General features: G+C 64.7%; 20 protein-coding genes and 1 pseudogene. 5 read left to right on the top strand and 16 right to left on the bottom strand.

Annotated elements, in window-relative coordinates:
* The 4 genes and pseudogenes from AC5Y5Z_RS00005 to AC5Y5Z_RS00020 all read right to left on the bottom strand — a co-directional run.
* A pseudogene (locus tag AC5Y5Z_RS00005) lies at positions 1-717 on the bottom strand (hypothetical protein); the annotation flags it as partial.
* A 23-nt stretch (positions 718-740) separates the two neighbouring features.
* Complete coding sequence (locus tag AC5Y5Z_RS00010) at positions 741-1,259, bottom strand: hypothetical protein (RefSeq protein ID WP_499922637.1); 519 nt, start codon at positions 1,257-1,259, stop codon at positions 741-743.
* A gap of 1 nt (position 1,260) precedes the next feature.
* On the bottom strand, positions 1,261-2,517 hold the full coding sequence (locus tag AC5Y5Z_RS00015) for a molybdopterin-dependent oxidoreductase (RefSeq protein WP_499923149.1): 1,257 nt from the start codon (positions 2,515-2,517) through the stop codon (positions 1,261-1,263).
* A 99-nt stretch (positions 2,518-2,616) separates the two neighbouring features.
* Complete coding sequence (locus AC5Y5Z_RS00020) at positions 2,617-3,330, bottom strand: methyltransferase domain-containing protein (protein WP_463824761.1); 714 nt, start codon at positions 3,328-3,330, stop codon at positions 2,617-2,619.
* A 517-nt stretch (positions 3,331-3,847) separates the two neighbouring features.
* Between AC5Y5Z_RS00020 and AC5Y5Z_RS00025 the strand changes: the two genes are divergently transcribed.
* From AC5Y5Z_RS00025 to AC5Y5Z_RS00035, 3 genes are read left to right on the top strand one after another with little or no spacing between them, the layout of a single operon-like run.
* Positions 3,848-4,912 (top strand): NAD-dependent epimerase/dehydratase family protein, encoded by a 1,065-nt coding sequence (locus AC5Y5Z_RS00025; RefSeq protein WP_499922640.1) that lies wholly within the window; start codon positions 3,848-3,850, stop codon positions 4,910-4,912.
* Between the two features lie 4 nt (positions 4,913-4,916).
* Positions 4,917-5,570 carry a glycosyltransferase family 2 protein gene (locus AC5Y5Z_RS00030; protein ID WP_463824759.1) on the top strand — a complete coding sequence of 218 codons (654 nt, stop codon included), beginning with the start codon at positions 4,917-4,919 and terminating at the stop codon, positions 5,568-5,570.
* On the top strand, positions 5,567-6,232 hold the full coding sequence (locus tag AC5Y5Z_RS00035; RefSeq protein WP_499922642.1) for a TIGR04282 family arsenosugar biosynthesis glycosyltransferase: 666 nt from the start codon (positions 5,567-5,569) through the stop codon (positions 6,230-6,232). The genes AC5Y5Z_RS00030 and AC5Y5Z_RS00035 overlap by 4 nt, the downstream gene beginning before the upstream one ends.
* Positions 6,233-6,288: 56 nt before the next feature.
* Here the strand turns inward: AC5Y5Z_RS00035 and AC5Y5Z_RS00040 are convergent, their stop codons facing one another.
* From AC5Y5Z_RS00040 to AC5Y5Z_RS00095, 12 genes are all read right to left on the bottom strand, one after another.
* Positions 6,289-7,095 (bottom strand): methyltransferase domain-containing protein, encoded by an 807-nt coding sequence (locus tag AC5Y5Z_RS00040; RefSeq protein ID WP_463824936.1) that lies wholly within the window; start codon positions 7,093-7,095, stop codon positions 6,289-6,291.
* Positions 7,096-7,516: 421 nt separating this feature from the next.
* The gene (locus AC5Y5Z_RS00045; RefSeq protein WP_499922644.1) at positions 7,517-8,077 is read right to left on the bottom strand and encodes a hypothetical protein; all 561 of its coding nucleotides are present in this window, start codon (positions 8,075-8,077) and stop codon (positions 7,517-7,519) included.
* A 14-nt stretch (positions 8,078-8,091) separates the two neighbouring features.
* On the bottom strand, positions 8,092-9,429 hold the full coding sequence (locus tag AC5Y5Z_RS00050; RefSeq protein ID WP_499922645.1) for an FAD-binding oxidoreductase: 1,338 nt from the start codon (positions 9,427-9,429) through the stop codon (positions 8,092-8,094).
* Positions 9,416-12,130, bottom strand: coding sequence for a cytochrome b5 domain-containing protein (locus AC5Y5Z_RS00055; protein ID WP_499922647.1), 2,715 nt, complete (start codon positions 12,128-12,130; stop codon positions 9,416-9,418). The genes AC5Y5Z_RS00050 and AC5Y5Z_RS00055 overlap by 14 nt, the downstream gene beginning before the upstream one ends.
* A 667-nt stretch (positions 12,131-12,797) precedes the next feature.
* Complete coding sequence (locus AC5Y5Z_RS00060) at positions 12,798-12,974, bottom strand: hypothetical protein (RefSeq protein WP_499922649.1); 177 nt, start codon at positions 12,972-12,974, stop codon at positions 12,798-12,800.
* The gene (locus AC5Y5Z_RS00065) at positions 12,971-14,146 is read right to left on the bottom strand and encodes a CaiB/BaiF CoA transferase family protein (RefSeq protein WP_499922650.1); all 1,176 of its coding nucleotides are present in this window, start codon (positions 14,144-14,146) and stop codon (positions 12,971-12,973) included. Before AC5Y5Z_RS00065 ends, AC5Y5Z_RS00060 begins: the two co-directional genes overlap by 4 nt.
* Positions 14,147-14,314: 168 nt before the next feature.
* Positions 14,315-15,250, bottom strand: a complete 936-nt coding sequence (locus AC5Y5Z_RS00070; RefSeq protein ID WP_463824753.1) for a LysR family transcriptional regulator — start codon at positions 15,248-15,250, stop codon at positions 14,315-14,317.
* 81 nt (positions 15,251-15,331) lie between these two features.
* Entirely contained in the window at positions 15,332-15,784 is a 453-nt protein-coding gene (locus tag AC5Y5Z_RS00075) for a DUF4395 domain-containing protein (protein ID WP_463824752.1), read from the bottom strand.
* Complete coding sequence (locus AC5Y5Z_RS00080) at positions 15,784-16,224, bottom strand: thioredoxin family protein (protein WP_499922652.1); 441 nt, start codon at positions 16,222-16,224, stop codon at positions 15,784-15,786. Before AC5Y5Z_RS00080 ends, AC5Y5Z_RS00075 begins: the two co-directional genes overlap by 1 nt.
* Positions 16,225-16,259: 35 nt before the next feature.
* The gene (gene cysE / locus AC5Y5Z_RS00085) at positions 16,260-16,943 is read right to left on the bottom strand and encodes a serine O-acetyltransferase (RefSeq protein WP_463824750.1); all 684 of its coding nucleotides are present in this window, start codon (positions 16,941-16,943) and stop codon (positions 16,260-16,262) included.
* 2 nt (positions 16,944-16,945) lie between these two features.
* Complete coding sequence (gene cysK, locus AC5Y5Z_RS00090; RefSeq protein WP_463824749.1) at positions 16,946-17,878, bottom strand: cysteine synthase A; 933 nt, start codon at positions 17,876-17,878, stop codon at positions 16,946-16,948.
* Complete coding sequence (locus tag AC5Y5Z_RS00095; protein ID WP_463824748.1) at positions 17,875-19,155, bottom strand: thioester domain-containing protein; 1,281 nt, start codon at positions 19,153-19,155, stop codon at positions 17,875-17,877. The genes cysK and AC5Y5Z_RS00095 overlap by 4 nt, the downstream gene beginning before the upstream one ends.
* 383 nt (positions 19,156-19,538) lie before the next feature.
* On the opposite strand from AC5Y5Z_RS00095, the gene AC5Y5Z_RS00100 reads away from it, so the two are divergent.
* Positions 19,539-20,486 (top strand): family 2A encapsulin nanocompartment shell protein, encoded by a 948-nt coding sequence (locus tag AC5Y5Z_RS00100; RefSeq protein WP_463824747.1) that lies wholly within the window; start codon positions 19,539-19,541, stop codon positions 20,484-20,486.
* Positions 20,473-22,356 (top strand): family 2A encapsulin nanocompartment cargo protein cysteine desulfurase, encoded by a 1,884-nt coding sequence (locus tag AC5Y5Z_RS00105; protein WP_499922655.1) that lies wholly within the window; start codon positions 20,473-20,475, stop codon positions 22,354-22,356. Before AC5Y5Z_RS00100 ends, AC5Y5Z_RS00105 begins: the two co-directional genes overlap by 14 nt.
* The last annotated feature ends 186 nt before the right edge of the window (positions 22,357-22,542 follow it).

Consider the following 22,542-nt stretch of genomic DNA (forward strand, 5'->3'; position numbering starts at 1 on the left):
GGCGACACCGGTGAAGTAGCCATCGGCGGACACCGCGATCCAGATCGCGGTCGGCGCGACCGCAACGAACGGCGCGGCCAACCGGGCGGTCGGCTCGTCGGCCACGGCGCGCACCGCGACGATCACGGCGGCGGCCGCGCTCGACCCGACCAGCAGGCAGAACGCACCCGCCCACGCACCACCCCCCAGTCCGATGCGGTCCAGCCAGACGAAGGTGAGCAGGGCGCCGGGGGGATGGCCGGAGACGTGGGTGATCCACGAGTTCGGCTGGAAGTCCACAATGCGGCTGGCGAACGTCCGCAACATCTCCGGGATGTCGGTGACGGCCGGTACCTGCCGCAGATATTCGTGTTGGGCGACCAGCCGTCCCGCGAACCCGAGTTGCCAGCCGTCGATCATCGCCAGCGCGAACGCCCACCCGCACGACGTGGCCCACGTGGCGAGCGTGAGCGTCCGCCACGACAATCGCTGCGCCAGGCCGGTCCCCCAGATGACCGCGGCAAGACCGATCGCGAGCGCGGCGATGCTGCCCCAGCCCACATGGGCTTTCCACCAGCCGAAGATCGGTGCGGTGTCGGCGACCGCGTGGATCGCCTGCGCCGAACTGTTCTTCAGCGGTGTGACGATGCCCAGGTGCAGGAAGGGCACCAGGAAAGCCGCGACCACCAGCACGATGCCCAGCGAGACCGCGATGACTTCGCGACGGCCGGTTTTCACAACACCCCACCTTATGGCCATGGTCAGACGGTGAGGTCGGTCGATTTCGCGCGACGCCCCAGTATTGCGAGGCGAGCGGCGTAGGCCAGCGCGCTGAGTCCGTATACCGCGGCGACGAGCAGCAGCCAGCGCCCAAGGAAGGGTTGCTGATCCTGCCCGGTGGCCGCGGCATAGCTCGGCCCACCCTGCTCGATGATGCCGGGGAAGAACAGTAGTAGCGACAGTCCCGCGGCCAGGGTCGGAACGCGCAGGTAGTTGAGCGGCGAGACGCGCGGCGCGGGCGCTGAACGTTGAATACGCACGGCGGCAAGGGCTTTGATCAGCGACCGGTCGGCCAGCGCGTAGAGCGGAAACAGGATGAGATCGTGTGCAACGATCGCAGCCAGGAACCAGACGCCGATCGATTGCCACCAGACGCTGGAATTCCATAGCCCGTTCGGGCCCAACAGGATTACGACATAACCTGCCAACGCCAACGCCGCGACCGTGCCTAGGAGATGCAGTGGGTCGGCCCCGTAGCACGCGGTGAACTGGGCACGCATTTCAGGATGCCCCGAAGTCGATGGACCGTACCCACTTGGTGTTGTGCACCCCCGGCAGCGCGGGCACGATGATGCGCGCGGGATAGCCGTGGTCCGGCGACAGGTCAGCGCCGTTGACCCGAAGCGCCAGCAGCGAGTCGGGATTGCCGATCTGGTTGGCCTGCAGCACGGCCTGATTGAAGGCACCGGCGCGTTCCAGCGATCGCACCGTGGCCCGGGTGGGGTTCGGCGTCCCGACCAGTGCGGCCAGATCAGCCAGGCGGACTCCGGTCCACGTCTGCGTCGTCGACCACCCTTCGACGCAGGCGATCGGCAGTTCGGCGGTGTATTGCGCCATCGACTGGAGGGCGGCCCTGTCCATTATGAGCTTTCGTCCCGGCCCGCGCAGGGTGAGCCGCCAGTCCGCGCCCGTGTCGGCGGGCGTGATGGCCGCGGCCGCAGCGGTTCTGTTGACCTGGAAATCACCGTCGCGGCTGCGTCCCCGCGGCAACAGCAGGGCCGTCCTGCGGATGCCGCCACCGAGGGTCTGGCCTGCGGTGAGTGCGGCGACGAACAGCGCCCCGCCGGAGACCAGGCCAAGTGCCCCGCGGCGACTCAGCGTGGGGGGAGCGGGGTCGGCGGCCACCAGCCCGCTGACGTCGGGAGGTTCCGGACGGGTGTCGGCGCGCGAGGTGCGCAATATCTCGCGAATTGACCGAGACCGTAGTCCGGCCAACATCTTTGGCCATTTGATCACTACATGGACGACGAAGCCGGCGATGAACACCCACGCCCCGTAATAGTGCGCGGTGTAGAAGCTGAATCCGAAGAGGTAGTCGTACTGGATGTTGAGCACCCCGGTGGCGAGTTCGAAGAGGATGCCGCCCACCAGCATCAACAACGACACCCGCTCCAGCAGTTGCGCGATCGAGCGTAGCGGCGGCCACGCGAACAGCCGCGGAATCACCGACCAGAGCTTGGCCAACACCACCGGCACGAGTATCAGGCCCAGACCGACGTGCACGCCCTGAGTCAGCCGGTACAGCCATGATGGCCGGCTCGGCCAATCGAAGGTCGGTAGCTTGAGCCAACCCACATCCTGCGGGAACGCCTGACCGAACTGTGGACCGTAGGCGACATAGGACAGCAGGCCGGTCAGGATCACCACCGGTAACCCGATCAGCAGCGCTGCACCGAACACCGACGTCAGCCACGGGCCGCGCAGAGGGCTGCGAAAGAGTTGCAGCCGACGCGTTCCCGGGGGAGGGTGGCGCTCCAGTGCGCGCCACAGCGGAGCCGGAAATGCGTGACGCGCCCCGTTCTCGGGTGGCGAATCAGTTTCTGTCACAGCAGTTTCAGTGCCTTGATGATAAAGGCTTCAAGCGGGGATGCCGGCGCTGGCGCCGAACCGCCGACGCGCTGCATCCGTCAGGACGGCGAACACCCGACCGTGCACTTCAATCACCTCAGTGACGAAGAATTCGGCGGCGTAAGCGATCCCACCGAGCGCCTGGATTCCGACGCGCGACCACGGAAACCATTGGCCGAGATGATGTTCGGTTTCCCAACGCAGGATCTCGAAGCAGACCGTGGTCGTCGGCGAATCGATCTCGGCGATCACGACACCGCCGGGGGCGAGCAGGTCGGCGGCCCGTCTGAGAGTCCGGACCGGGTTCCCGCCGATGCCAATGTTGCCGTCAATCAACAGGATCTGCTGCCAGCTGCCCTCGGCCGGCATCGGGGCGAACAAGTCGCGCCGAATCGCGGCGCCCCCGCGACGTCGTGTCATCTCGACCGCGGCCGCTGAACTGTCGACTCCGAGTGCAGGTAGGCCGCGCTCCTGCAGCGTTGCGGTGAATCGTCCCGGGCCACAACCCACATCGAGAGTGGGCCGGGGCGAGCACAGGCCCAGGACGTGCTCGTCAGCGAGCCGGTCCTGCGGCGTGGTCTGCTGCCCACCCAGCCAGCGCACCATCGGCAGATCGCGGCGCTGGCCGCGATGGTCCCGCGCCCAGCACAAGCGGCCTGCTGCAGCCGAGCGATAGATCAAATCGGCTGATCTGGACACCGCCTCGCGCGCGTCGACGCTCACTGTGGAACTCGCAGAGCGTCCGTGGCCAGCGGGGTCACCGGCGCTGTCCGGGTTGTTCTGAAGACGTACATCACCATGCCGTTCGCGTCGTGGGTGCATTCATCCGGTATTCGGAACCGAGCGCCGGGTGGATTGCCGTCAGCTTGATTTCAAAACACGCAATTTTCGCTCGCGGCTCGCCACAACCCTGTGATCAGGTGTTTCGTATCAGGCGGAGTCGGGCACAGGGGACGGATGACAGGTGACCGCGCGCTGTTCGGGCTTGCCGACGAGCCGCGAGCGGTCAGCCCCGCAGCCACCCTGCCGCGGGCGTCACACCCGGATTCGCCGTGACGGCAGCGTGGTAACCCACCACACCGCGCCGGGTCGCTGCCGCGCGGCCGAAAGGAGTCGAGATCTCCCACGCAGCAAGCACTTTGGCGGCCGGCCCACGCGGACACGTACGGTGGGGCTGGTCCGACGAGAACGACGAGGAGAACATGGAGTTGTTCAACCCCCGCGTGCCGCTGGCGCAGCCGTGAGGATATTGCTGACCGGGGCCGCCGGATTCATCGGGTCCCGGGTGGGCGCCGCTCTGCGCGCCGCCGGCCACGAGGTGGTGGGCGTCGACCTCCTGTTGCCGGCTGCCCATGGTGTCGATGCGCAGTTGCCGTCGGGATGCCACCGGGTCGACGTCCGGGACGGCGAGGCGTTGGCCCCGCTGCTCACCGGTGTCGATCTGGTATGTCATCAGGCTGCGATGGTCGGCGCCGGGGTGAACGCCGCCGACGCGCCCGCCTACGGCGGCCACAACGACTTCGGCACCGCGGTACTGCTGGCGCAGATGTACGCCGCCGGGATCCGACGTTTGGTGCTTGCTTCGTCGATGGTGGTGTACGGGCAGGGGCGCTACGCGTGCCCCGAGCACGGACCGGTCGATCCGCTACCACGCCGCCCGGCGGACCTGGACGCCGCCATATTCGAGCACAGGTGTCCGGTGGGCGGTGAGCAACTGCAGTGGCGACTGGTCGACGAGGACGCACCTCTGCGCCCGCGCAGCCTGTACGCGGCGAGCAAGACCGCGCAGGAGCACTACGCGCTGGCCTGGTCGGAATCGGCCGGCGGTTCAGTGGTGGCGCTGCGCTACCACAACGTCTACGGTCCCGGAATGCCCCGCGACACCCCGTATTCCGGTGTCGCGGCGATCTTCCGCTCGTCACTCGAAAATGGTGCGGCACCAAGGGTATTCGAGGATGGTGGCCAGATGCGCGACTTCGTTCACGTTGACGACATCGCCGCCGCGAACCTGGCGGCAGTGACCGACTGCACGACCGATCGCGGCGATTTCACGGCGGTCAACGTCTGCTCCGGACGGCCCATCTCGATCCTCGAGGTGGCCAACGCGCTGTGCGATGCCCGCGGTTGCGAGTTCACCCCGGTCGTCACCGGCCAGTACCGCAGTGGCGACGTTCGGCATATCGTCGCCGACCCCGGCCGGGCCGCCGAGGTGCTGGGCTTCAGAGCGGCCGTCGACCCGCTCGTGGGGCTGCGCGACTTCGCGTTCGCCCCGCTGCGCCAGCAGGCGGTAGGTCACATTGGCTAACCCGATGGCGCCCGAGGTGACGGTGGTGTTGCCCTGCCTCGATGAGGAGGAGTCGCTGCCGGCGGTGCTTGCCGCCATTCCGGCCGGCTACCGGGCGCTGGTCGTCGACAACAACAGCACCGACGACACCGCCGGGGTGGCTCGCCGCCACGGTGCGGACGTGGTCGTCGAACCGCAGCCGGGTTACGGCTCGGCGGTGCACGCGGGAGTCGTCGCCGCGACTACCTCGATCGTGGCGGTCATCGACGCCGACGGTTCGATGAACGCCGCCGACCTGCCTCGGCTGGTCGACGAACTGGGTCGCGGTGCCGACCTGGTGATCGGCCGGCGGCGACCGGTGCCCGGGCTGCACTGGCCGTGGGTCGCCCGGATCGGCACCGTGGTGATGAGCTGGCGGTTGCGGACCCGGCACGGCCTGCCGGTGCACGACATCGCGCCGATGCGGGTCGGCCGCCGGGAAGCGTTGCTGAATCTGGGTGTCGTGGATCGGCGCTCGGGCTATCCGCTGGAGTTGCTGGTCCGCGCCGCGGCCGCCGGTTGGCGCGTGGTCGAACTCGACGTCAGTTACGGCCCCCGCACGGGCGGCAAATCGAAGGTCAGCGGTTCGCTGCGGGGCAGCATCACCGCCGTGCTGGATTTCTGGAAGGTGATTTCATGACGGCGATGCCGGTGACCCTGCTGGTGGTCGCCAAGGCGCCGGAGCCCGGCCGTGCCAAGACTCGCCTGGCCGCATCCGTCGGCGAACAGACCGCCGCCGAGATCGCCGCCGCCGCGCTGCTGGACACGCTGGATGCGGTGGCCGCGACACCGGTGGCAGCCACGGTGGTGGCACTGGTCGGCGACTTGGACGCGGCCGCCCGAGGCGACGAGATCCGCCGTCGGCTCGAGTCCTTCAGGGTGATCGGGCAACGCGGGGTGGACTTCGCCGACAGGCTCGCCAATGCGCACGCCGACGCAGGCGCCGCGGGGCACGCGGTGCTGCAGATCGGAATGGACACGCCTCAGGTGACCGCGCCGCTGCTGACCAGTTGCGCGCAACGCCTACTTCGTGCTCAGGCCGTGCTGGGGCCCGCGCGGGACGGCGGTTGGTGGGTGCTCGGACTGCAGGCACCCACCGACGCCGAATGTTTGCGTAGCGTGCCGATGTCCCAAGCCGACACCGGTAATCTCACGCTGAAAGCATTGCGCGACAACGGGATCGAGGTCGACCTCGTGGAGGTTCTGGACGACGTCGACATCGTCGGTGATGTCGCGGCGGTACGGGATGCCGGTGCGCCCGACAGCCGCTTCGCTCGGGTCACCCGCGACGCCGGCCTCTGACTAATCAGGCCCGACGCCGCGGGAACGACCGCGCTGCACCTATTCGGAGAAGATGCTCACGCACTTCCCGGGCGATAGTGATCGGGCTTGCGGGCTTCAACGAGCATGCGAACGGAGCGCGTGACGAAGGGACCGTTGTCCTGCATAGATTGGTGAAGTTCGAACAGGCGGTCAGAGTAGCGTTCGATGGTGAAGTCGGGGACCGCCCAGATCACCTTGCGCAGCCAATAGATAACTGCCCCGATGTCGAAGAACTCCACGCGCAGCCGCTCCAACCGCTGATCGACGATCTCCAGCCCGGCCGCCTCCGCCTGCCGCTTTTCGACCTCGGGCTGGCGCTCGGCCCCTGCACCGGGCTGCGGCCCGAGGAAGAACTCGATGAGTTCGACCATCGTGTCGGCACCGTTGTGTTGGGCGAAATAGGTGCCGCCGGGCGTGAGCACGCGCGCGATCTCAGTCCACCAGCCCCCGACGTCGTGCGGGTGGCGGCTGGTTACCAGGTCAAACGCCTCGTCGGCGAATGGCAGGACCGGCTCGTCGCTGGTGGCGACCAGCACCACGCCGCGCGGATGCAAGATTTTTGTCGCAAGGGCTACGTTGGGCGGATACCATTCGGTGGCGGCCATGGTCGGCGGAAACTTCTCCGCCCCCGCCAGCACCTCGCCACATCCGGTCTGCAGATCCAACGCCGCTGACGCGCCGGCCAATCGCTCGCTCATCAATCGCTGATACCCCCAGGATGGGCGTTCCTCCGTGGCGCGGCCTTCGAGCCACGAGAAATCCCAACCCGGCGTAGGCGCAGCCATGGCCTCTGCGATGAGATCTTCGAAAGTCTTTGTCTTCTCTACATTTTGGGTTTGCATGCGTGCACTGTACCGCATCCCGGACCAGGTTGATGCAGATCTGCCGAAGATCATCTGATTTGACTAGTGTTATGCCGCAACAGCTTTCGATCGGACAAACGCGCAACGACACGGCTGGCAGCCCGGACTCGTCACAGGCGGGGTATGTGAATATCACTGCAGTACAGACTGTTAGGTATCAGTACGCACTGCTCATATCTTTCGGCATGATCGACGACGAGTAGTGTTGCAGCACAGACACGTCGGACGATGCCGCGATCTCGATCCGCACTGTACGAGAGTGCCCGACGTGTCGACTTCCGTCGGTACATTAACGCCCCGTAGGGCTGGTCAGCGCCGAAACCTTCTGAATCGTCGTCGAATTGAACCTATCCGGTGCAATTCGACTGAACGACACGGCGGCGGCGCGGGCGAGTCTTCCTCAGATCACCCACGATTCGCCCAGCAGATGATATTCCTCGACAGGATCGTTGGGGCCGATCAGGCGGACATAGTTTTCCGGCTCATCGCAGTACGTCTCGACAATCGACACCTCGGGCACCTTGAAGCCGAAGTCGCCGTCCAGATCGGTGTGCAGAATTTGGAAGGTGATCGTCACCATGCATAATTTTTCCAAGCCCGCGTCACTGTTGGCGAACAGAACCATTTGTGAAACACGGCCGCTCGGATGCCGTGGCGGTTGACGACCGTTCGTGTATTCATCTTCGATGTCGTAGTAACCGGGGAACCAGGCGTTGGTGTGAACACCCATCTGCAGCAGGAGGTTCATCATCGGTATTCCGACGAAGCGTGCCGCGAATTCGTACGGCGCGTGCGGCAGCCGCTTGCGGTGGACGTGCGTGTACTGCTCGTCCGCCCAGAGAAAGTCGTGGTACTCCCTGCAGTAGTCAAGGAATTTGCTCTGCCGGAAATCTTCCAAGCCCTTTTCGAGGGCCGACTGCATGAGGCCTTCAAAGGTTGAATAGAAGTGGGTGGCGTTCACAGCATGGTGCCTTTCTAGATGTCGGCGAACTGTCTGTTGCCGCTGAATCGTTGGTGCGGATCAAATCTGAGTTTCAGTTCGGCCAGCCTTGTGTAGTTGCCGGCGTAGATCGCGCGCGCATCGCCGCTTCCGTAATTTTGGTAAAGCGCTTTGCCTAACAGGTAGGGCGACATCGCCTGCCAGAAATCGTCGGCATACCGCACATGGCGCGCAGATTCCTGTCCGCGCGACCACGCCGAACAAATGAGGAGGTTGTAGGCCGCATCTCGATGGGGGAAAGCAGTTTCCGATGATGCGACGCGGTTGATCTGTCCGCCCACGTGCTCCAGTGAAACCAGACTTTGTGGCGACGTAATCTGCGCCAAGTTCTCTATGAGGGTTTTCGTCGCCGTGCTGGTCAGCGATCCCTCACCCAGGTAGCCGGCACGCCAATAGTATTGCCCGCCATGCGGCACATCATTGTCGAGCATGCTTTGCAACGCCGAGTAACGCACCAGGCCGATTTGGTCCCGGATGGGCGTGCCGAGCGAGCGCAGGCACCCAGCCAACCGGTCGTTGTCCCCGGCGGAAAGGCTGGACAGCAGCGTCAGCACACAAGCGAACTCACCGTCGAGATGCATGAAATAGAGATAGAGCGTCACGTCATCGTTGCAACCCTGAGTGAAGTCCCGATAGAAATCGAGGATCGTCGCTGCGTCTGCGATCGGAAATGCGATCGATCCGCCGAACACGTCCGGTCCCACGTCATGCAGTGCGTACTTGAACGAGGTGACGATGCCGAAGTTCCCGCCGCCGCCGCGGATCGCCCAGAACAAGTCTGCGTGGCTGTCGCGATCTGTGCGGATGTAATCCCCTTGGGCGGTAACCACATTCGCCGCCAGAAGGTTGTCCGAGGCGAGGCCGTGGCTGCGCGACAGCCAACCGTAGCCACCGCCCAGGGTGAGGCCCGATATCCCCGTATGTGAAACGGTGCCGAGCGGCGTCGCTAGGCCGAATTGCTGTGTTTCATTGTCGAGTTCGTTTCCCAGCAGGCCCGCTTCAGCCCACGCCGTTTTGGCCTCCCGCGCAACGACAACTCCCTTGAGGCCGCTCAAGTCGACAACGAGTCCCCCGTCGATCATGGCGTGTCCGGCGACGCTGTGTCCGCCGCCCCGCACCGCAATCTGAAGCTCCTGCGCATTGGCGAAACACACTGTCTCGACGACGTCGGACACGCCGCGGCATTGAATGATCGCGCCCGGATGTTTGTCGATCCGACCGTTCCAGATCCGTCGTGCCGAGTCGTAGTCTTTGTCGCCCGGCACGAGCAGACGGCCCCGAAGTTTTCCGCGCAAATCTTCAACGCTCGGCATGCGTTGACCTGCCGAATCGGAGGGTGTCAAAGCAACTCGCCGCGAATCGCCCCAGCACGTCGTGGATCTGCACGGCAGCATCCTCGGCGACAGTGGTGGCGCCGTCGGGTTCGGCGTACGCGCGCCGCAGTACGTCGCAAAGCCGCAGCGTCAGCATTCGGCCATAATCTTCGTACGTGGCGACACAGCAGGCTAGATAGTCTGCCCACCGCTCAAGCGAATCCGGATCTGCCATACATCGCTTGATGAAGTCGATGGTTTCCTTGTGCTGCGTCGTGCACATATCCGTCAGGGCGGAGAGACGTTGGGAATCGATTCCCAGCTGCTCCGCAAGTTCCTGACCCCACATGGTGGTTTCCGGCCACAGTTCGAGCGCATTCGATAGACCACAAGCCTGCACGTAGAGATCCGCTTCGTTGTTACGCAGCACCTCGGCCTGCGTGACCGCGAATGCGTTGGTGTAGCGGACCACTTTATAAATGAATGCCGTCAGCGGTTGCAGGGTAGTCGGCATCGGCACAGCTGTGCCTTCGACAAACACGTCGGGCATCCCGAGCGTCTTCGCCGCATTCCCATGCGCGATCTCGAACTCCCTGGTGATGTCGGTGCCGGCCAGCATTGACAAGATCGTGTCGCCGCCGAGGTGAATTGCGAGAAATGACGTGATGTTGAGCACTTTGCTTTTGCAAATGACGCGCACTCGACGGCGTGGGTCGGTTGCGGTAGCAATATCCCACGGATAGAAGCGTGCATTCGGTACGACCGGACTGGAATCCACCTGCACGCAGAAGTTCAGGCGACGCTCTTCCCGCAATCGCCGCATCGTGTCGTCAACCAGGGCTGAGTGCAGTCCAATGGCATGACGCAGTGCGGCATGGATTCGGCGCACGAACGCGGTACCGCCGAGCACGTACACGTGGGCCCCGCAATCGAGCAATCGCTGCAGGTCTCGAGCCTCACGCGGAAGTACGACAGAGAGGTCCCGGTGGGGTTGAATCGTCGTGCCGAGGTTCACCATCGGGAGAAGATCGCGCGGAATTTCCGCGCCTTCCAGGAAGATGGCCGGCGTGCTCGCATACTCGTGACGTGCAATGGCCAGCGCAATGCCCACGCAGCTCAGGTCGGCGAAGACGACGACAGGCGCCGGCCGCTTGGGCGGACGGCAAAATGCGCTGGGGCGCCGCTCAACTGAACGGACCCGTCCGACCTCGATCGGATCGGGTAGCCAGAAGAAGGTTCTGCCATTTTCGCGATCTTCGGACACGAAATTTGCCAGCACCGACACCGATGTCCCGTCGTCGCGTTCGACAGCGATCTCGGCACGGTCGCCCGGCAGCCAGCCGAGGTCACGCGACGGCAACGCCAAGAGTTGGGCATTCCCATGGCAGGTGGGCGACACCTCGAAGGGGAGATGATTTCGCCGTGGCCCACTCAGCCGTTCGTTGGCGCTGACCCGTAGGTGCCGGTTTGCAAGTTCCCAACCCGGCGTCGCTGCAGTGCCTTCGATTCCACCGTTGCTTCTTTCGCGACCGCTGAGAATCGCTTGATACGAATACGCGAATACCTTCCGGTGATGTGACTGGAAAATGTATCCATAACTCTGACAGAGGAAGTGGTAGGCCTCGTCCAGTTGAGCGCACTCCGCACGATGTTCAGCGACGTATTCGGAAACAGGCATTTCACCGACAGCGGCGACGAGCTGTTGCCAGGCGGGTGGCAACATCGCTCTGGTCCGAATCATGATCTGGCCGAGGAACGAGTCGTATTTCGTGCGACCGATGAGCTGATCCATCACATGCCAGGCAGGGGAGAACAATCCCGAGAAGCCTTCTTCGCCCTCCGACATGGCGGCAGTCCAGCGGGCAGTGGTGTTGCCCCATTCGATGGCACTGACTCGGGTGTCAGCCGAAGCAAGAACGTCTTCGACAATCGATTGCCAAAGTTGTGCCAGCCGAACCAGTTCGGCCGCCACCCGTGCGTGATCGTGTGCCCGCATCGCGCGCTGCAACTCGAGTGGCGCGCTGACCCCTGGGAAACGAGAACAGATTTCGACCACAGAGAACCAGAATCGGTGCTCGGTGCGGGTTGCGAAGAACGGAACCAGCAACTTCGCGTTGTCCCCGGTGATGTTGTTCGATGCGTAGGGCGCACCCGTGGCGCAGACGAAGTTGGCGACGAACAGATCGCTCTCCACGCAAGATCGGTGCCGGCCCATCCGGCGCCAGACCGCCTCCCATGGCTCGATGATTTGTCGGCGGATCGGGTCGAGCACATTGTCGCCCGCGGCCGTAATCTGGCGCCGCAATGCCGCACTGGCATCCTGACCGCTTTCGAACATCTCTTGCCAGGAATATTTGAAGCCAAGAGCCAGAACGCCCAGAACCATGTTGGCGCGAACCAGGTATTGGTCGGGCAAGTCGGCCGGATCCAAGACGGGTAGGTCGACCAGCTGCTTACACACTCGTCCGGCTCGATACCAGTCCGGTATCTGTTGCACGTACTCATCCCATACGGACCACTGCGCAGGGAGGCCCTGGGGCATCGGTGCGTGCGGGAAGAAATTGTGTGTTTCACTCACAAATCCACGGTGACCATAGATGTCGAGTTCGCAGGTACGCAATAGCTGCTCGATGGGAGTAGCCGCTGGCTCGACATTCGCCAGCGTAAAGGCACGGTCTTCGACTGAAGATGAAATGATCATCTCTTTTCTTCCTTTTAGCTGCTATTGGGCAAGCCAACATCGCTTGTCCCCGGAACGCTTTTTACTAGATGCTCTGCGGACGCTTTATGTGCGACCGCCCGCGGTTTCTTCAATAATCACGCGATTGGTGAGAATGATCGACTGGTGAAACACTCCGCATCCATTCGACCGGGAGGACGAACGACCCAGACGGTCCTCGCGCCATGACCTCCAGGGGATAATAAGTGCAGTTCAAGCCATGTTTTGTCAACGGTACTCGGGCACCCGCACAGCCAGGAGCCGGTTTCTGCCCGACTGGGAAACCGCGCGGGTAGAGGGGGATACAGCTACGCCAGGGCTAATGGACCCACACCTCCTAATGGTGATGCATCGACCGACGGTAAAGGCAAACATCACGCCACGTAGCCACAACAAACCTCCGATTCGTCAAAGCTATCGCGGTACGCGACTCGGGGAAACACGAGACGATCATGTGACGCATATCAACACTGCAGACGCATGGTACCCAGACGCACCCGATGTCGGGAGGAAATTCATTGAAATGACATTACATCCAGCGATGTATCCGGATTTAGAAATGTATTCGGTGATTGCATGGATCGACGCGCCCACAAGGCCGGTGACGAACCGGGAAGGACCGGCACGCCATTCCGGGGGACCGGTCGGCTCAGCGACTGGGCGACGTCGCTCGGCAGTCGATGACTGCGGCGAGCAACCGAATCCCGCGCTCGGTCTTCTCCCGGAAAATCGCGGCCGCCACGAGGACCACGACAACCCGGGCTGACGTGATCATTTCCTGCGCGGTGGTGACCAGACGGCTCAACCAACAGTCGGCTGCAGTCATTTGTTGGTTGCGTGCAGCGCAAGGTCGGTAAGCCAGTCACGGATCTCGTCGCTGTGCTCGCCTAGTCGCGGCGCTCTGGTTCGGTAGGTCACTGGTGTGGCGGACAGATTGATTGGGCTGGCCACTTGGCGGCCCACGTCGTCTCCATCGGCGGTGTTGCGGACCGGGCTCAATCCCAACTGCTCGGCTAGGGCAAAGGCTTGGGCGACGTTGTTGACCGCGCCGGCCGGAATTCCCTTCTTCAGCAGTACCGACGACCAGTACACCGCCGAGTTGGTTGCCAGCGCGCGTTCCAATTGCTCCCGCAGGGCCGCCCTGTTGCGCACCCTCAGCTCATTGGTCCGAAACCGCTCATCCTGGGCCACATCCGCAAGCCCCCAGACATCGCGGAGCAGCCCGAACTGCTTGTCGTTGCAGATGGCCAGCACCAGCGTGCCCTTCGCGGTGGCGTAGCAGCCATAAGGCGCCATGCTTGCGTGACCATCACCCGAAGTGCGGGGAACCTGTTGTGCAACAACGTAACTGGTGGACTGGTCGGTCATGGCCGCCAAAATCACGGACAACAGGTTGACCTCAACGTGCTGCCCGCGCCCCGTACGATCTCGATCGCGCAGTCCCGCCATGATCCCGACCGTCGCGAACATGCCCGCCAGCGAGCCCACCAGCGCAGCGCCGACATGCGTCGGATGGTCGGAATCGGGTCCGGTGATGCTCATCAATCCGCCCAGCGCCTGGATTGATATGTCGTAGCCGGCCCACTGGGCCCCGGCGTTGGCACCGAATGCCGAGATGCTGCAGTACACCAGGCCAGGATTCGCCCGGCGCACTGTGGGCTCGTCCAAGCCGAACCGGGCCATGACGCCGGGCCGGAAGTTCTCCACCAGCACGTCGGCGCGCTCAGCGAGAGTCCGGGCCAGATCGAGATCCTCGGATTGGCGCATGTCGAGGACGACGCTGCGCTTGTTGCGATTCACGCCCAGGTGATAGGTGCTCTCGCCGTCGACAAATGGCGGACCCCAGACCCGAGTGTCATCGCCGCCCGGACGCTCCACTTTGACGATCGTGGCGCCGAGATCGCCGAGTGTCATGGTGCAGAACGGTCCGGCGAGAGCGTGCGAGAAGTCGGCCACCAGAAGCGACGAAAAGGGGCCAGTTGTGGAAGTCTCGCTCACTCGGTGATCTCCTGCGCTCGTTGACTCCGACCACCGTATGACGAGCACATCATCATGTCTAAGACAAAGTATGACCACTAAAATATGCTGTAGATATAATACCGAGTAGCGGGAACCCGCGAATCGCCCGCACCGAGGGCTACCTCAGCGGCAGGCCCGGCGCGCCAGCTACGTACTCAACTGGGGGTAGTGCTTTCCGAGGTCTTGCACGTAGCGCGGGGATGCCTGCAGTGTGACGTCCAGGAAACAGCGCACGGTCGGCGACCGGTCGACGGTGCGCCAGGCCAAGATCAGCGGGCGGTGGGGCAGCTCACCGGATAACGGAATGAAGCGCACATCCTTCCGATTGAGGTTGATGAAAGACGTTGGTAACAAAGCGATCCCGGCACCTGAGGCGACCAACGCCAGGATTGTCTGGATATGCTGCACTTCGTCGACGATCGGTGGGTCGATGTCATACATCCGGAACAGCTCGACGACGTCGGCGTAGGTGGTGGTTGCCGCGGCCCGGGTCCACAGGATGGTTGGTTCGTGGGCTAATTGTCTCGGGTCGATTCGCTCTTGATCGGCCAACGCGTGGTCCACGCAGACGACCGCGGCGAGCGGGTCGGCGATCAGCGTCTGGATGGTCAACGACGGTTCGTCGATCGGTCCCCGCAGGAATCCGACGTCGATGCGGTGATCCACGAGTTGCTCGACCTGCTCGACGTTACCCAGCTCGATGAGTTCGAGCTTGACGTCCGGATACTGCAGCCGATGAGCCCGCATGACATAGGCCAGGACGCCGTTCACTGCCGCCTGCATCGCACCGATGTAGACACAACCGAGCTGGCCGTTGGCGGCCCGTCGTGCCGCCGCGTACGCCCGCTTGGCGTAGGTGAGCGCAAGGCGTGCCTCGGCGAAGAGCGCCTCCCCCGCGTCGGTGAGCTCGATGGGACGGCGCGACCGGTCGAATAACTCGGTGCCCAGCCGACGTTCCAGTTTTTGGATCTGTTGGCTCAACGGTGGCTGGGCGATATGCAGCCGCCGGGCGGCATTGCCGAAGTGGCGTTCCTCCGCGACAGCCACGAATAGGCGGAGCAATCGCAACTCAGGCTCGTCCATATTCCGAGAATATAAGAGCTGATTGGATATGGCTTTAAAACTTAAAACACCGTCGAATCTCGGTGTGTCGCGCAGCGCGCTCTACGCAGCGGGGGCGCGGCGCCAGCGCGCCACCATCGGGTACAGCTGGCAGCCGAGGCAGATGCCGAAAGCTGCGTTGAGAAACGCAGCGAATAAGGCGAACCCGGTGGCGATTACGCCCAGCAGCGAGATCCCGGCGGCGAACCCGATCACCCCGGCGACGGCGAACACTAGCCCGACCACTTGGGCAAACTTCAACGGCGGCACGGGTTCCCGTTCACTGGCCGGGCTGAGCCGGGGCGCCACCACCTTGGCGAACACCAATCCGTACGGAGAATTTCGCGGACCGCGTACCGCGCTCACCGCAAAGACGATCGCTTGCAGGCCGAGCAGGACGGCCGCGGCGGGTTGACTGAACACCGAGACCACCAGCGTCGCCACCAGCACCGTGCTGGTGACCCATGCGGCGAAACGCGGCCCGCGGACATCCACGTGGTTGACATCGGGGGACATCAACTGCTCCTCTCCTGATCGACGGTCATCAGCGGGCGCAGAGCCGACTGCAGGTCGGCGGCTTTCGGAACACCCGCGCTGCGATATTGTTGCCGGCCAAACGCGTCGAAGATGAACGTAGTCGGCAACGACAACACCGAAAGGCGTTTGGCAGCAACGGGATTCTGGTCGATGTCGAGCTCGATATGGGCCACCTCGGGCAATTCCGCGCACACCTGGTCGACCACCCGCCGTACCGCAGCGCACGGGCCGCACCACTCGGCACTGAAGTGCACCACCGTCGGCCCGGTGTCGGACAGGCCCAGGTCCGAATTGTCCTGGTCGTCGGCAGCAGCGGCCTTGCGCACCACCCCGGATCGGCGGTTGACCGCAACTCCGATAACGCTGGCACCCCCCAGCGCCGCGACAACCGCGATGCTTGCGATCACAACCGAACTCACTTGTGCACCAACACTTTCACCGACGCAACGGTCCCCTAGATCGAGAAATCCTCGCCGTACCAGACGCCGGCCTCGGGGGGCCGGATGACGCGCTCGGTCGCGGCTCCGTTGGATTTGCCTTCCAACCGGGACACCCGGGTGAGCAGCGACTTGAGGCTGACGCCGACCAGGTCGGGCAGCTTCGATTCGTCCTCGCTGGCCGGCCCGGGTCGGCTCACGATCTGGCCGGGCACTCCGACGACCACCGCGCTGGCCGGGACCTCCTTGACGACGACGGAGTTGGCGCCGATCCGGCTGTCGTCACCAATCTTGATGGCGCCGAGCACTTTTGCTCCCGCGCCGATGGTGACCCGATCACCGATCGTGGGGTGACGTTTGCCGGTTTCGCTGCCGGTGCCACCCAGGGTGACCCCGTGGAAAATCGTGACGTCCTCGCCGATTTCCGCGGTTTCCCCGATCACCACCCCGGTTGCGTGGTCGATGAACAGCCCGGGTCCGAGCACGGCGCCGGGATGGATGTCCACACCGGTCAGGATGCGGTTCAGTTCGGCCAGTGTCCGGGCCGCCAGGCGCCGGCCGCGCCGCCACAGCCAGTGCGTGATCCGGTGTCCCCACACGGCGTGGACGCCCGGGTAGGCGAAGACGACCTCCAGCACGGTGGGGTTGGCCGGGTCGCGTTCCCGGGCCGCCTGGATGTCGCGCCGGATAGCCGCCAACATGACTAGTCGCTCAGATCCTTGAACAGCACCGTGCTCAGGTACCGCTCGCCGATCGATGGCAGGACGACCACGATCAGCTTGCCGGCGTTCTCCGGTCGCCGGGCCAGGTCGAGGGCCGCGGCCACCGCGGCGCCCGACGAGATGCCGACCAACAGCCCCTCTTCCCTAGCCAGGCGTCGGGCCAGGTTCAACGCGTCGTCGTTGTCGACGGTGACGACCTCGTCGACCAGACCCATATCCAGCACCGGCGGCACGAAGCCGGCGCCGATGCCCTGGATGGGGTGCGGTCCCTTCTGGCCACCGGACAGCACCGGCGATGCGGCCGGTTCGACGGCGACGAACTGCACCGACGGCTTGCGCTCCTTGATGGTCTGTGCCACACCGGTGATGGTGCCGCCGGTGCCGACCCCGGAGACGAAGATGTCGATCTTGCCGTCGGTGTCTTTCCACACTTCTTCGGCGGTGGTGACCGCGTGTACTGCCGGGTTGGCCGGGTTTTCGAACTGCTGCGGGATGAAGTACCGCTGATCGCTTTTAGCCAGTTCCTCGGCCTTGGCGATGGCCCCGGGCATGCCCTCGGAACCAGGCGTGAGGATGAGGTCGGCGCCGTAGGCGCGCAACAGGATTCGGCGCTCGATGCTCATGGTCTCCGGCATGGTCAGCACCAGCTTGTAGCCGCGGGCAGCGGCGACCATCGCGAGCGCGATCCCGGTGTTCCCACTCGTGGGCTCGAGGATGATGGTGTCCTCGTTGATCAGGCCGGCCTTCTCGGCCGCGTCGATCATCGCCACGCCGATGCGGTCTTTCACACTGCCGGCCGGGTTGAACGACTCCAGCTTGGCGACGACGTCGGCGACCGCGCCGTCGGTGACCCGGCGCAACCGGACCAGCGGCGTGTGGCCGATGAGTTGGGTGATGTTCTCGGCAATGGTCATCCACATTCTCCAACGGTGTCAGTGCGGGCCTGGCCGGCTTCCCAGGTGATGTCGAACTCCATTGTCACGTGCGAGGGGGTGGTCAAAGCAACCGGAGTCAGTCCCCGCGCGGGCCCGGCCACCGCCACCCCGGTCAGTACCCGTCCGCTGCCGTGATCAGACGTGGTTGCGTGCAGCGTTATTCCCGAGCGGCCCGGTGTGACCCGAACGTAGAAGTCGGTGCCTGGTCGGACCGCTCCGTCGATCACCGCGCCGAAGGCGTCGACGATCACCTGGCCGCTGCCGGCGGCCAAGGTGAGGGGTGCGCTCACCTGGAACGGGCCGACGAGCCCGCCCTGGGCCACTGCCTCGCCGTCGATCAAGGGTTCCTCGGCGTCCCGAAGCGCCGGGTAGGCCCCGGCGAGCAGGTAGTTGTACAGGTGGACGATGCGGTCGGCATTGCGGTAGTGACCGGACCCGGTCAGCCAGAAGTCGACGTGGTCGATCGCGGCTTCCGGTGCGGTGGTGAGTAGTCGGTAGTACCGGTAGCCGCGGGCGCCGCGGCCGTGGCGGTGGCTGGAGGTGGTGCTGCCAACCCCGAGGGTGCGCTCGTAGCGACCCTTGCCCGCGTCGGTGACCAGTGTCGATCCGGAGACGTCGTGCCACGTCAGGCCGTCGGCCGATTTTTGCAGCGTTACGGTGACGGGGGAGTCGGACGCGGTCCACAGCGCATACCCACCGAGCTGGGGCTGGCCGTCGAACTCGAACGTCAGCGTCGAATCCGGACCGCGGTGCACCGCGGTGGGTGCGTTCAACGGTCGGGTGTCCAGGGCCATGCCGTTGGTGAAATGCCAGATCGCGGCCTGGGTTCCTGCGATGGCCTCGTGTTCGCTGATGTTGGCCGCTCCCAAGGGATATCCGGCCCGGCGCAGTCGGTCACTCAGTTCAGACACTGCCAAAACCGGGAACGAGTGCCGCAGGATCCAGGCGACTTCGGCCTCGCAGCCCCGGGTGTGCAGATGCGGCAATGCCGACCAGGCGCCCAGCCGGTAGGGCGACGGGTGGTACGGAGAGATTCCGGCGAAGTCCAACGAGTACGCCTGCAGGCCGGGATTGAGCCGGATCAGGTCGGTACGTGCGGAGGTGCCGTCACTGAACACGATTCTGTCGACGGTGTGTGAATAGGTACCGCCGCGGTAGCGCGTCATGCGGGTGGGCGCGTCGGCCGGCCGCACCCGGACGCGCCTGCGGGTTGTCACACGCGCCAGCGCACGATCGGGGATGGACACAACGGTCATGGGGACTTGTTCTTCCTGGAAGGTGGCGCGCCTCACACCGAGGAGGGGAGCCCTCCGGGCGGTGGCTGCGGCGATTACTGAGCGGTCAGCGGGCGTCAGAAATCAACAGGAACAACAACAACAGATCACGGCGATGCAGCGCGTGCGGACAAAACGCAGCTGGTCGGCCTGTTGCATGCGTCCCACTATAAAGCATCGACAAATCGGCCAGGCTGGGAACAATCTGGGAAACCAGCCCGAGTCGGTTCGGCTCAGTCGAGGTTTAACTCTTTGTCGCGGCGTCGCCATCTGCCTACTCTCGGCAGGCATTCACGCAACTTGTGAGGCATGATGGCTCTGCTCGATACCCAGCGCAGTTCTGATCACGCATGGAAAGGACGACGATGGCCGCTTCTACTCAGGGGTCGGATCCCGGAGCACAGAACGAATCCCAGGCCCTCGGCGACCTTGCGGCACGCCAGCTTGCCAACGCCACCAAGACGGTCCCGCAGCTGGCGACGATCACGCCGCGCTGGCTGCTGCATCTGCTGAGCTGGGTGCCCGTCGAAGCCGGTATCTACCGCGTGAACCGGGTGGTCAATCCGGAGCGGGTCGCGATCAAAGCCGAGGCCGGTGCCAGTATTGATGAACCGCTACCGGAGACCTACGTCGACTACGAGATCAGTCCGCGCGAGTACACGCTGCGCAGCATCTCCACGCTGCTGGACGTCCACACCCGGGTGTCCGACCTCTACTCCAGCCCACACGACCAGATCGCGCAGCAGCTGCGACTGACCATCGAGACCATCAAGGAGCGCCAGGAGTCCGAGCTGGTGAACAACCCCGAGTACGGGTTGCTGGCCCAGGTGACTCCGGAGCAGACCATCCAGACCCGGGGCGGTCGGCCCACGCCGGACGACCTGGACTCGCTGATCACCAAAGTCTGGAAGACTCCGAGCTTCTTCCTCGCGCACCCGCTGGGCATCGCCGCGTTCGGCCGCGAGGCCACCCGCCGTGGCGTGCCGCCGGTGGTCGTGAGCCTGTTCGGCGCGCAGTTCATCACCTGGCGCGGTATTCCGCTCATCCCGTCGGACAAGGTCCCGGTCGAGGACGGCAAGACGCAAATCATCCTGGCCCGCACCGGTGAGGAGCGCCAGGGTGTGGTCGGCCTGTTCCAGCCCGGCCTGGTCGGCGAGCAGGCGCCGGGCTTGTCGGTCCGGTTCACCGGCATCAACAAGTCGGCGATCGCTACTTACCTGGTCACCCTGTACACGTCTTTGGCGGTCCTCACCGACGATGCGCTTGCCGTGCTCGACGACGTCGCCGTGGACCAGTTCCATGAGTACGAGTGAGTACCGTTCGGTAGACGCCGAAAGCGAGCTGCCAGTCAGCGCCACGGAACTCGCGGTGTTGGCAAGCCAGCTCTACGCGGCCAGCATCCGGCCGGGACCCGACAGTCCGCCGCAGACCGCCCCGGTCGCCCCGCGCGGCAACTTGCCCGACACCACGGCCGCGACCTCGGCTGGCCGGACCGCAGCCGGCACCTCCGACCCGCTCACCGCCGGCGTGCCTGCGATCGCGTTTTCCGACATCTACGTGCCGGCGCCGACATCACCCGGGCCGGAAGCCACCCCGCCGCAGACGGTGCCGGTGGCGCCGCGTGGCAACGTGCCGGACAGCACGGCGGGCCCGTCCGCGGGCGCGGCCGGTGTCGCGGTCGCCGACCCGTTCCTGCCGCCCGGTGTCGGCGACCTGAGCGCCTTTGCGGTGCCGACGGGCATCGTGCCGACCGTGCCCGGCGTGCTGGCCGGCGCTCCACCCAGCGTGCCGGTGGCCCCGCGCGGCTCGGCTCCCGGCTGGCACCCGCAGGCGCCGACGGTGGCCGACCTGGGCTGGTCGGACGCACCTGCGGCAGCGCCGACCGGTGACGAGGCCAACTACTACTTCCTGGCCACCCCGCGGGAGCCGGTGCCGCAAGTGCCGGACGACCACGAGGTCTTCGAGGTCAATGCGGTACGGGCCGACTTCCCGATCCTGCAGGAGACGGTCAACGGCAGACCGCTGATCTGGTTCGACAACGCGGCCACCACCCAGAAGCCGCAAGCGGTGATCGACCGGCTGGCGCACTTCTATGCCCACGAGAACTCCAACATCCACCGCGCCGCGCACGAGTTGGCCGCCCGTGCCACCGACGCCTACGAAGATGCCCGCGAGACGGTGCGACGGTTCATCGGCGCACCCCGGGTGGAACAGAACATCTTCGTGCGCGGCACCACCGAAGCGATCAACCTGGTGGCCTACGCGTGGGGTGGAAAACATCTGGGTCGCGGCGACGAGATCGTCATCACTCACCTCGAGCACCACGCCAATATCGTTCCGTGGCAGTTGCTTTCGCAGGCGACGGGTGCGGTGCTGAAGGTCGCCCCGGTGGACGAGGCCGGCAACCTGCTGCTGTCGGAGTTCGAGGATCTGCTCGGTCCGAAAACCAAACTGGTTGCGGTGACTCACGTCTCGAACGCCCTCGGCACGGTCACACCGGTCGAGAACATCGTCGAGCTGGGTCATCGGTACGGTGCCCGGGTGTTGATCGACGGCGCCCAGTCGATTCCCCACCTACCCATCGACGTCGCGGAGCTGGGCGTCGACTTCTTCGCGTTCTCCGGTCACAAGATCTTCGGTCCGACCGGCATCGGTGTGCTCTACGGCTCTGAGGAGGCTCTTGCCGAGACGCCGCCGTGGCAGGGCGGCGGCAACATGATCGCCGACGTCACCCTGGAGCGGTCGCTGTATCAGGGGCTGCCCAACAAGTTCGAGGCGGGCACCGGCAATATCGCCGACGCCGTCGGACTCGGGGCGGCGTTGCGCTATGTCGAGAAGGTGGGTGTCGAGCGCATCGCGGCCTACGAGCACGCCCTACTGGAGTACGCGACACCGCGCCTGGCCGACATTCCAGGCGTCCGGTTGATCGGCACCGCGCAGGAGAAAGCCAGCGTGCTGTCCTTCGTGCTGGCCGGCCACGAACCGCTCGAAGTCGGTAAAGCCTTGAACGCCGAGGGCATTGCGGTACGTGCCGGACATCACTGTGCCCAGCCGATTTTGCGGCGCTATGGTCTGGAGGCGACCGTGCGTCCCTCGTTCGCGTTCTACAACACCCGCGACGAGATCGATGTCTTTCTCAAGGCGGTGCGGCGCATCGCTGAGGGCGGTACGACCGTAGGCTGACCGGTGCGGGCTTCCGACCTTTGTTTCCGGGTGATTGCAAGTCTCGGAATCGATTTTCGATGCTCGTAAGCTGGCGGCATGTTTCTATCTGCAGCCAGGCGACCCGGTCTCGCCACTCCTGTGGATGGCGTTAACCCGTTGCCGCACAATGTATTACGGCACTCTTTGATGTCCTTGACGGCGTCG

The organism is Mycobacterium sp. NGS29, from assembly GCF_059812965.1.

Bases quoted from the DNA above. Each gene is read 5' to 3' on its own strand.
- AC5Y5Z_RS00010 (WP_499922637.1), bottom strand. From the start codon at position 1,259: ATGCGTGCCCAGTTCACCGCGTGCTACGGGGCCGACCCACTGCATCTC.
- AC5Y5Z_RS00030 (WP_463824759.1), top strand. From the start codon at position 4,917: ATGGCGCCCGAGGTGACGGTGGTGTTGCCCTGCCTCGATGAGGAGGAG.
- AC5Y5Z_RS00035 (WP_499922642.1), top strand. From the start codon at position 5,567: ATGACGGCGATGCCGGTGACCCTGCTGGTGGTCGCCAAGGCGCCGGAG.
- AC5Y5Z_RS00040 (WP_463824936.1), bottom strand. From the start codon at position 7,095: ATGCAAACCCAAAATGTAGAGAAGACAAAGACTTTCGAAGATCTCATC.
- AC5Y5Z_RS00050 (WP_499922645.1), bottom strand. From the start codon at position 9,429: ATGCCGAGCGTTGAAGATTTGCGCGGAAAACTTCGGGGCCGTCTGCTC.
- AC5Y5Z_RS00055 (WP_499922647.1), bottom strand. From the start codon at position 12,130: ATGATCATTTCATCTTCAGTCGAAGACCGTGCCTTTACGCTGGCGAAT.
- AC5Y5Z_RS00060 (WP_499922649.1), bottom strand. From the start codon at position 12,974: ATGACTGCAGCCGACTGTTGGTTGAGCCGTCTGGTCACCACCGCGCAG.
- AC5Y5Z_RS00070 (WP_463824753.1), bottom strand. From the start codon at position 15,250: ATGGACGAGCCTGAGTTGCGATTGCTCCGCCTATTCGTGGCTGTCGCG.
- AC5Y5Z_RS00075 (WP_463824752.1), bottom strand. From the start codon at position 15,784: ATGTCCCCCGATGTCAACCACGTGGATGTCCGCGGGCCGCGTTTCGCC.
- cysE (WP_463824750.1), bottom strand. From the start codon at position 16,943: ATGTTGGCGGCTATCCGGCGCGACATCCAGGCGGCCCGGGAACGCGAC.
- cysK (WP_463824749.1), bottom strand. From the start codon at position 17,878: ATGACCATTGCCGAGAACATCACCCAACTCATCGGCCACACGCCGCTG.
- AC5Y5Z_RS00095 (WP_463824748.1), bottom strand. From the start codon at position 19,155: ATGACCGTTGTGTCCATCCCCGATCGTGCGCTGGCGCGTGTGACAACC.
- AC5Y5Z_RS00100 (WP_463824747.1), top strand. From the start codon at position 19,539: ATGGCCGCTTCTACTCAGGGGTCGGATCCCGGAGCACAGAACGAATCC.
- AC5Y5Z_RS00105 (WP_499922655.1), top strand. From the start codon at position 20,473: ATGAGTACGAGTGAGTACCGTTCGGTAGACGCCGAAAGCGAGCTGCCA.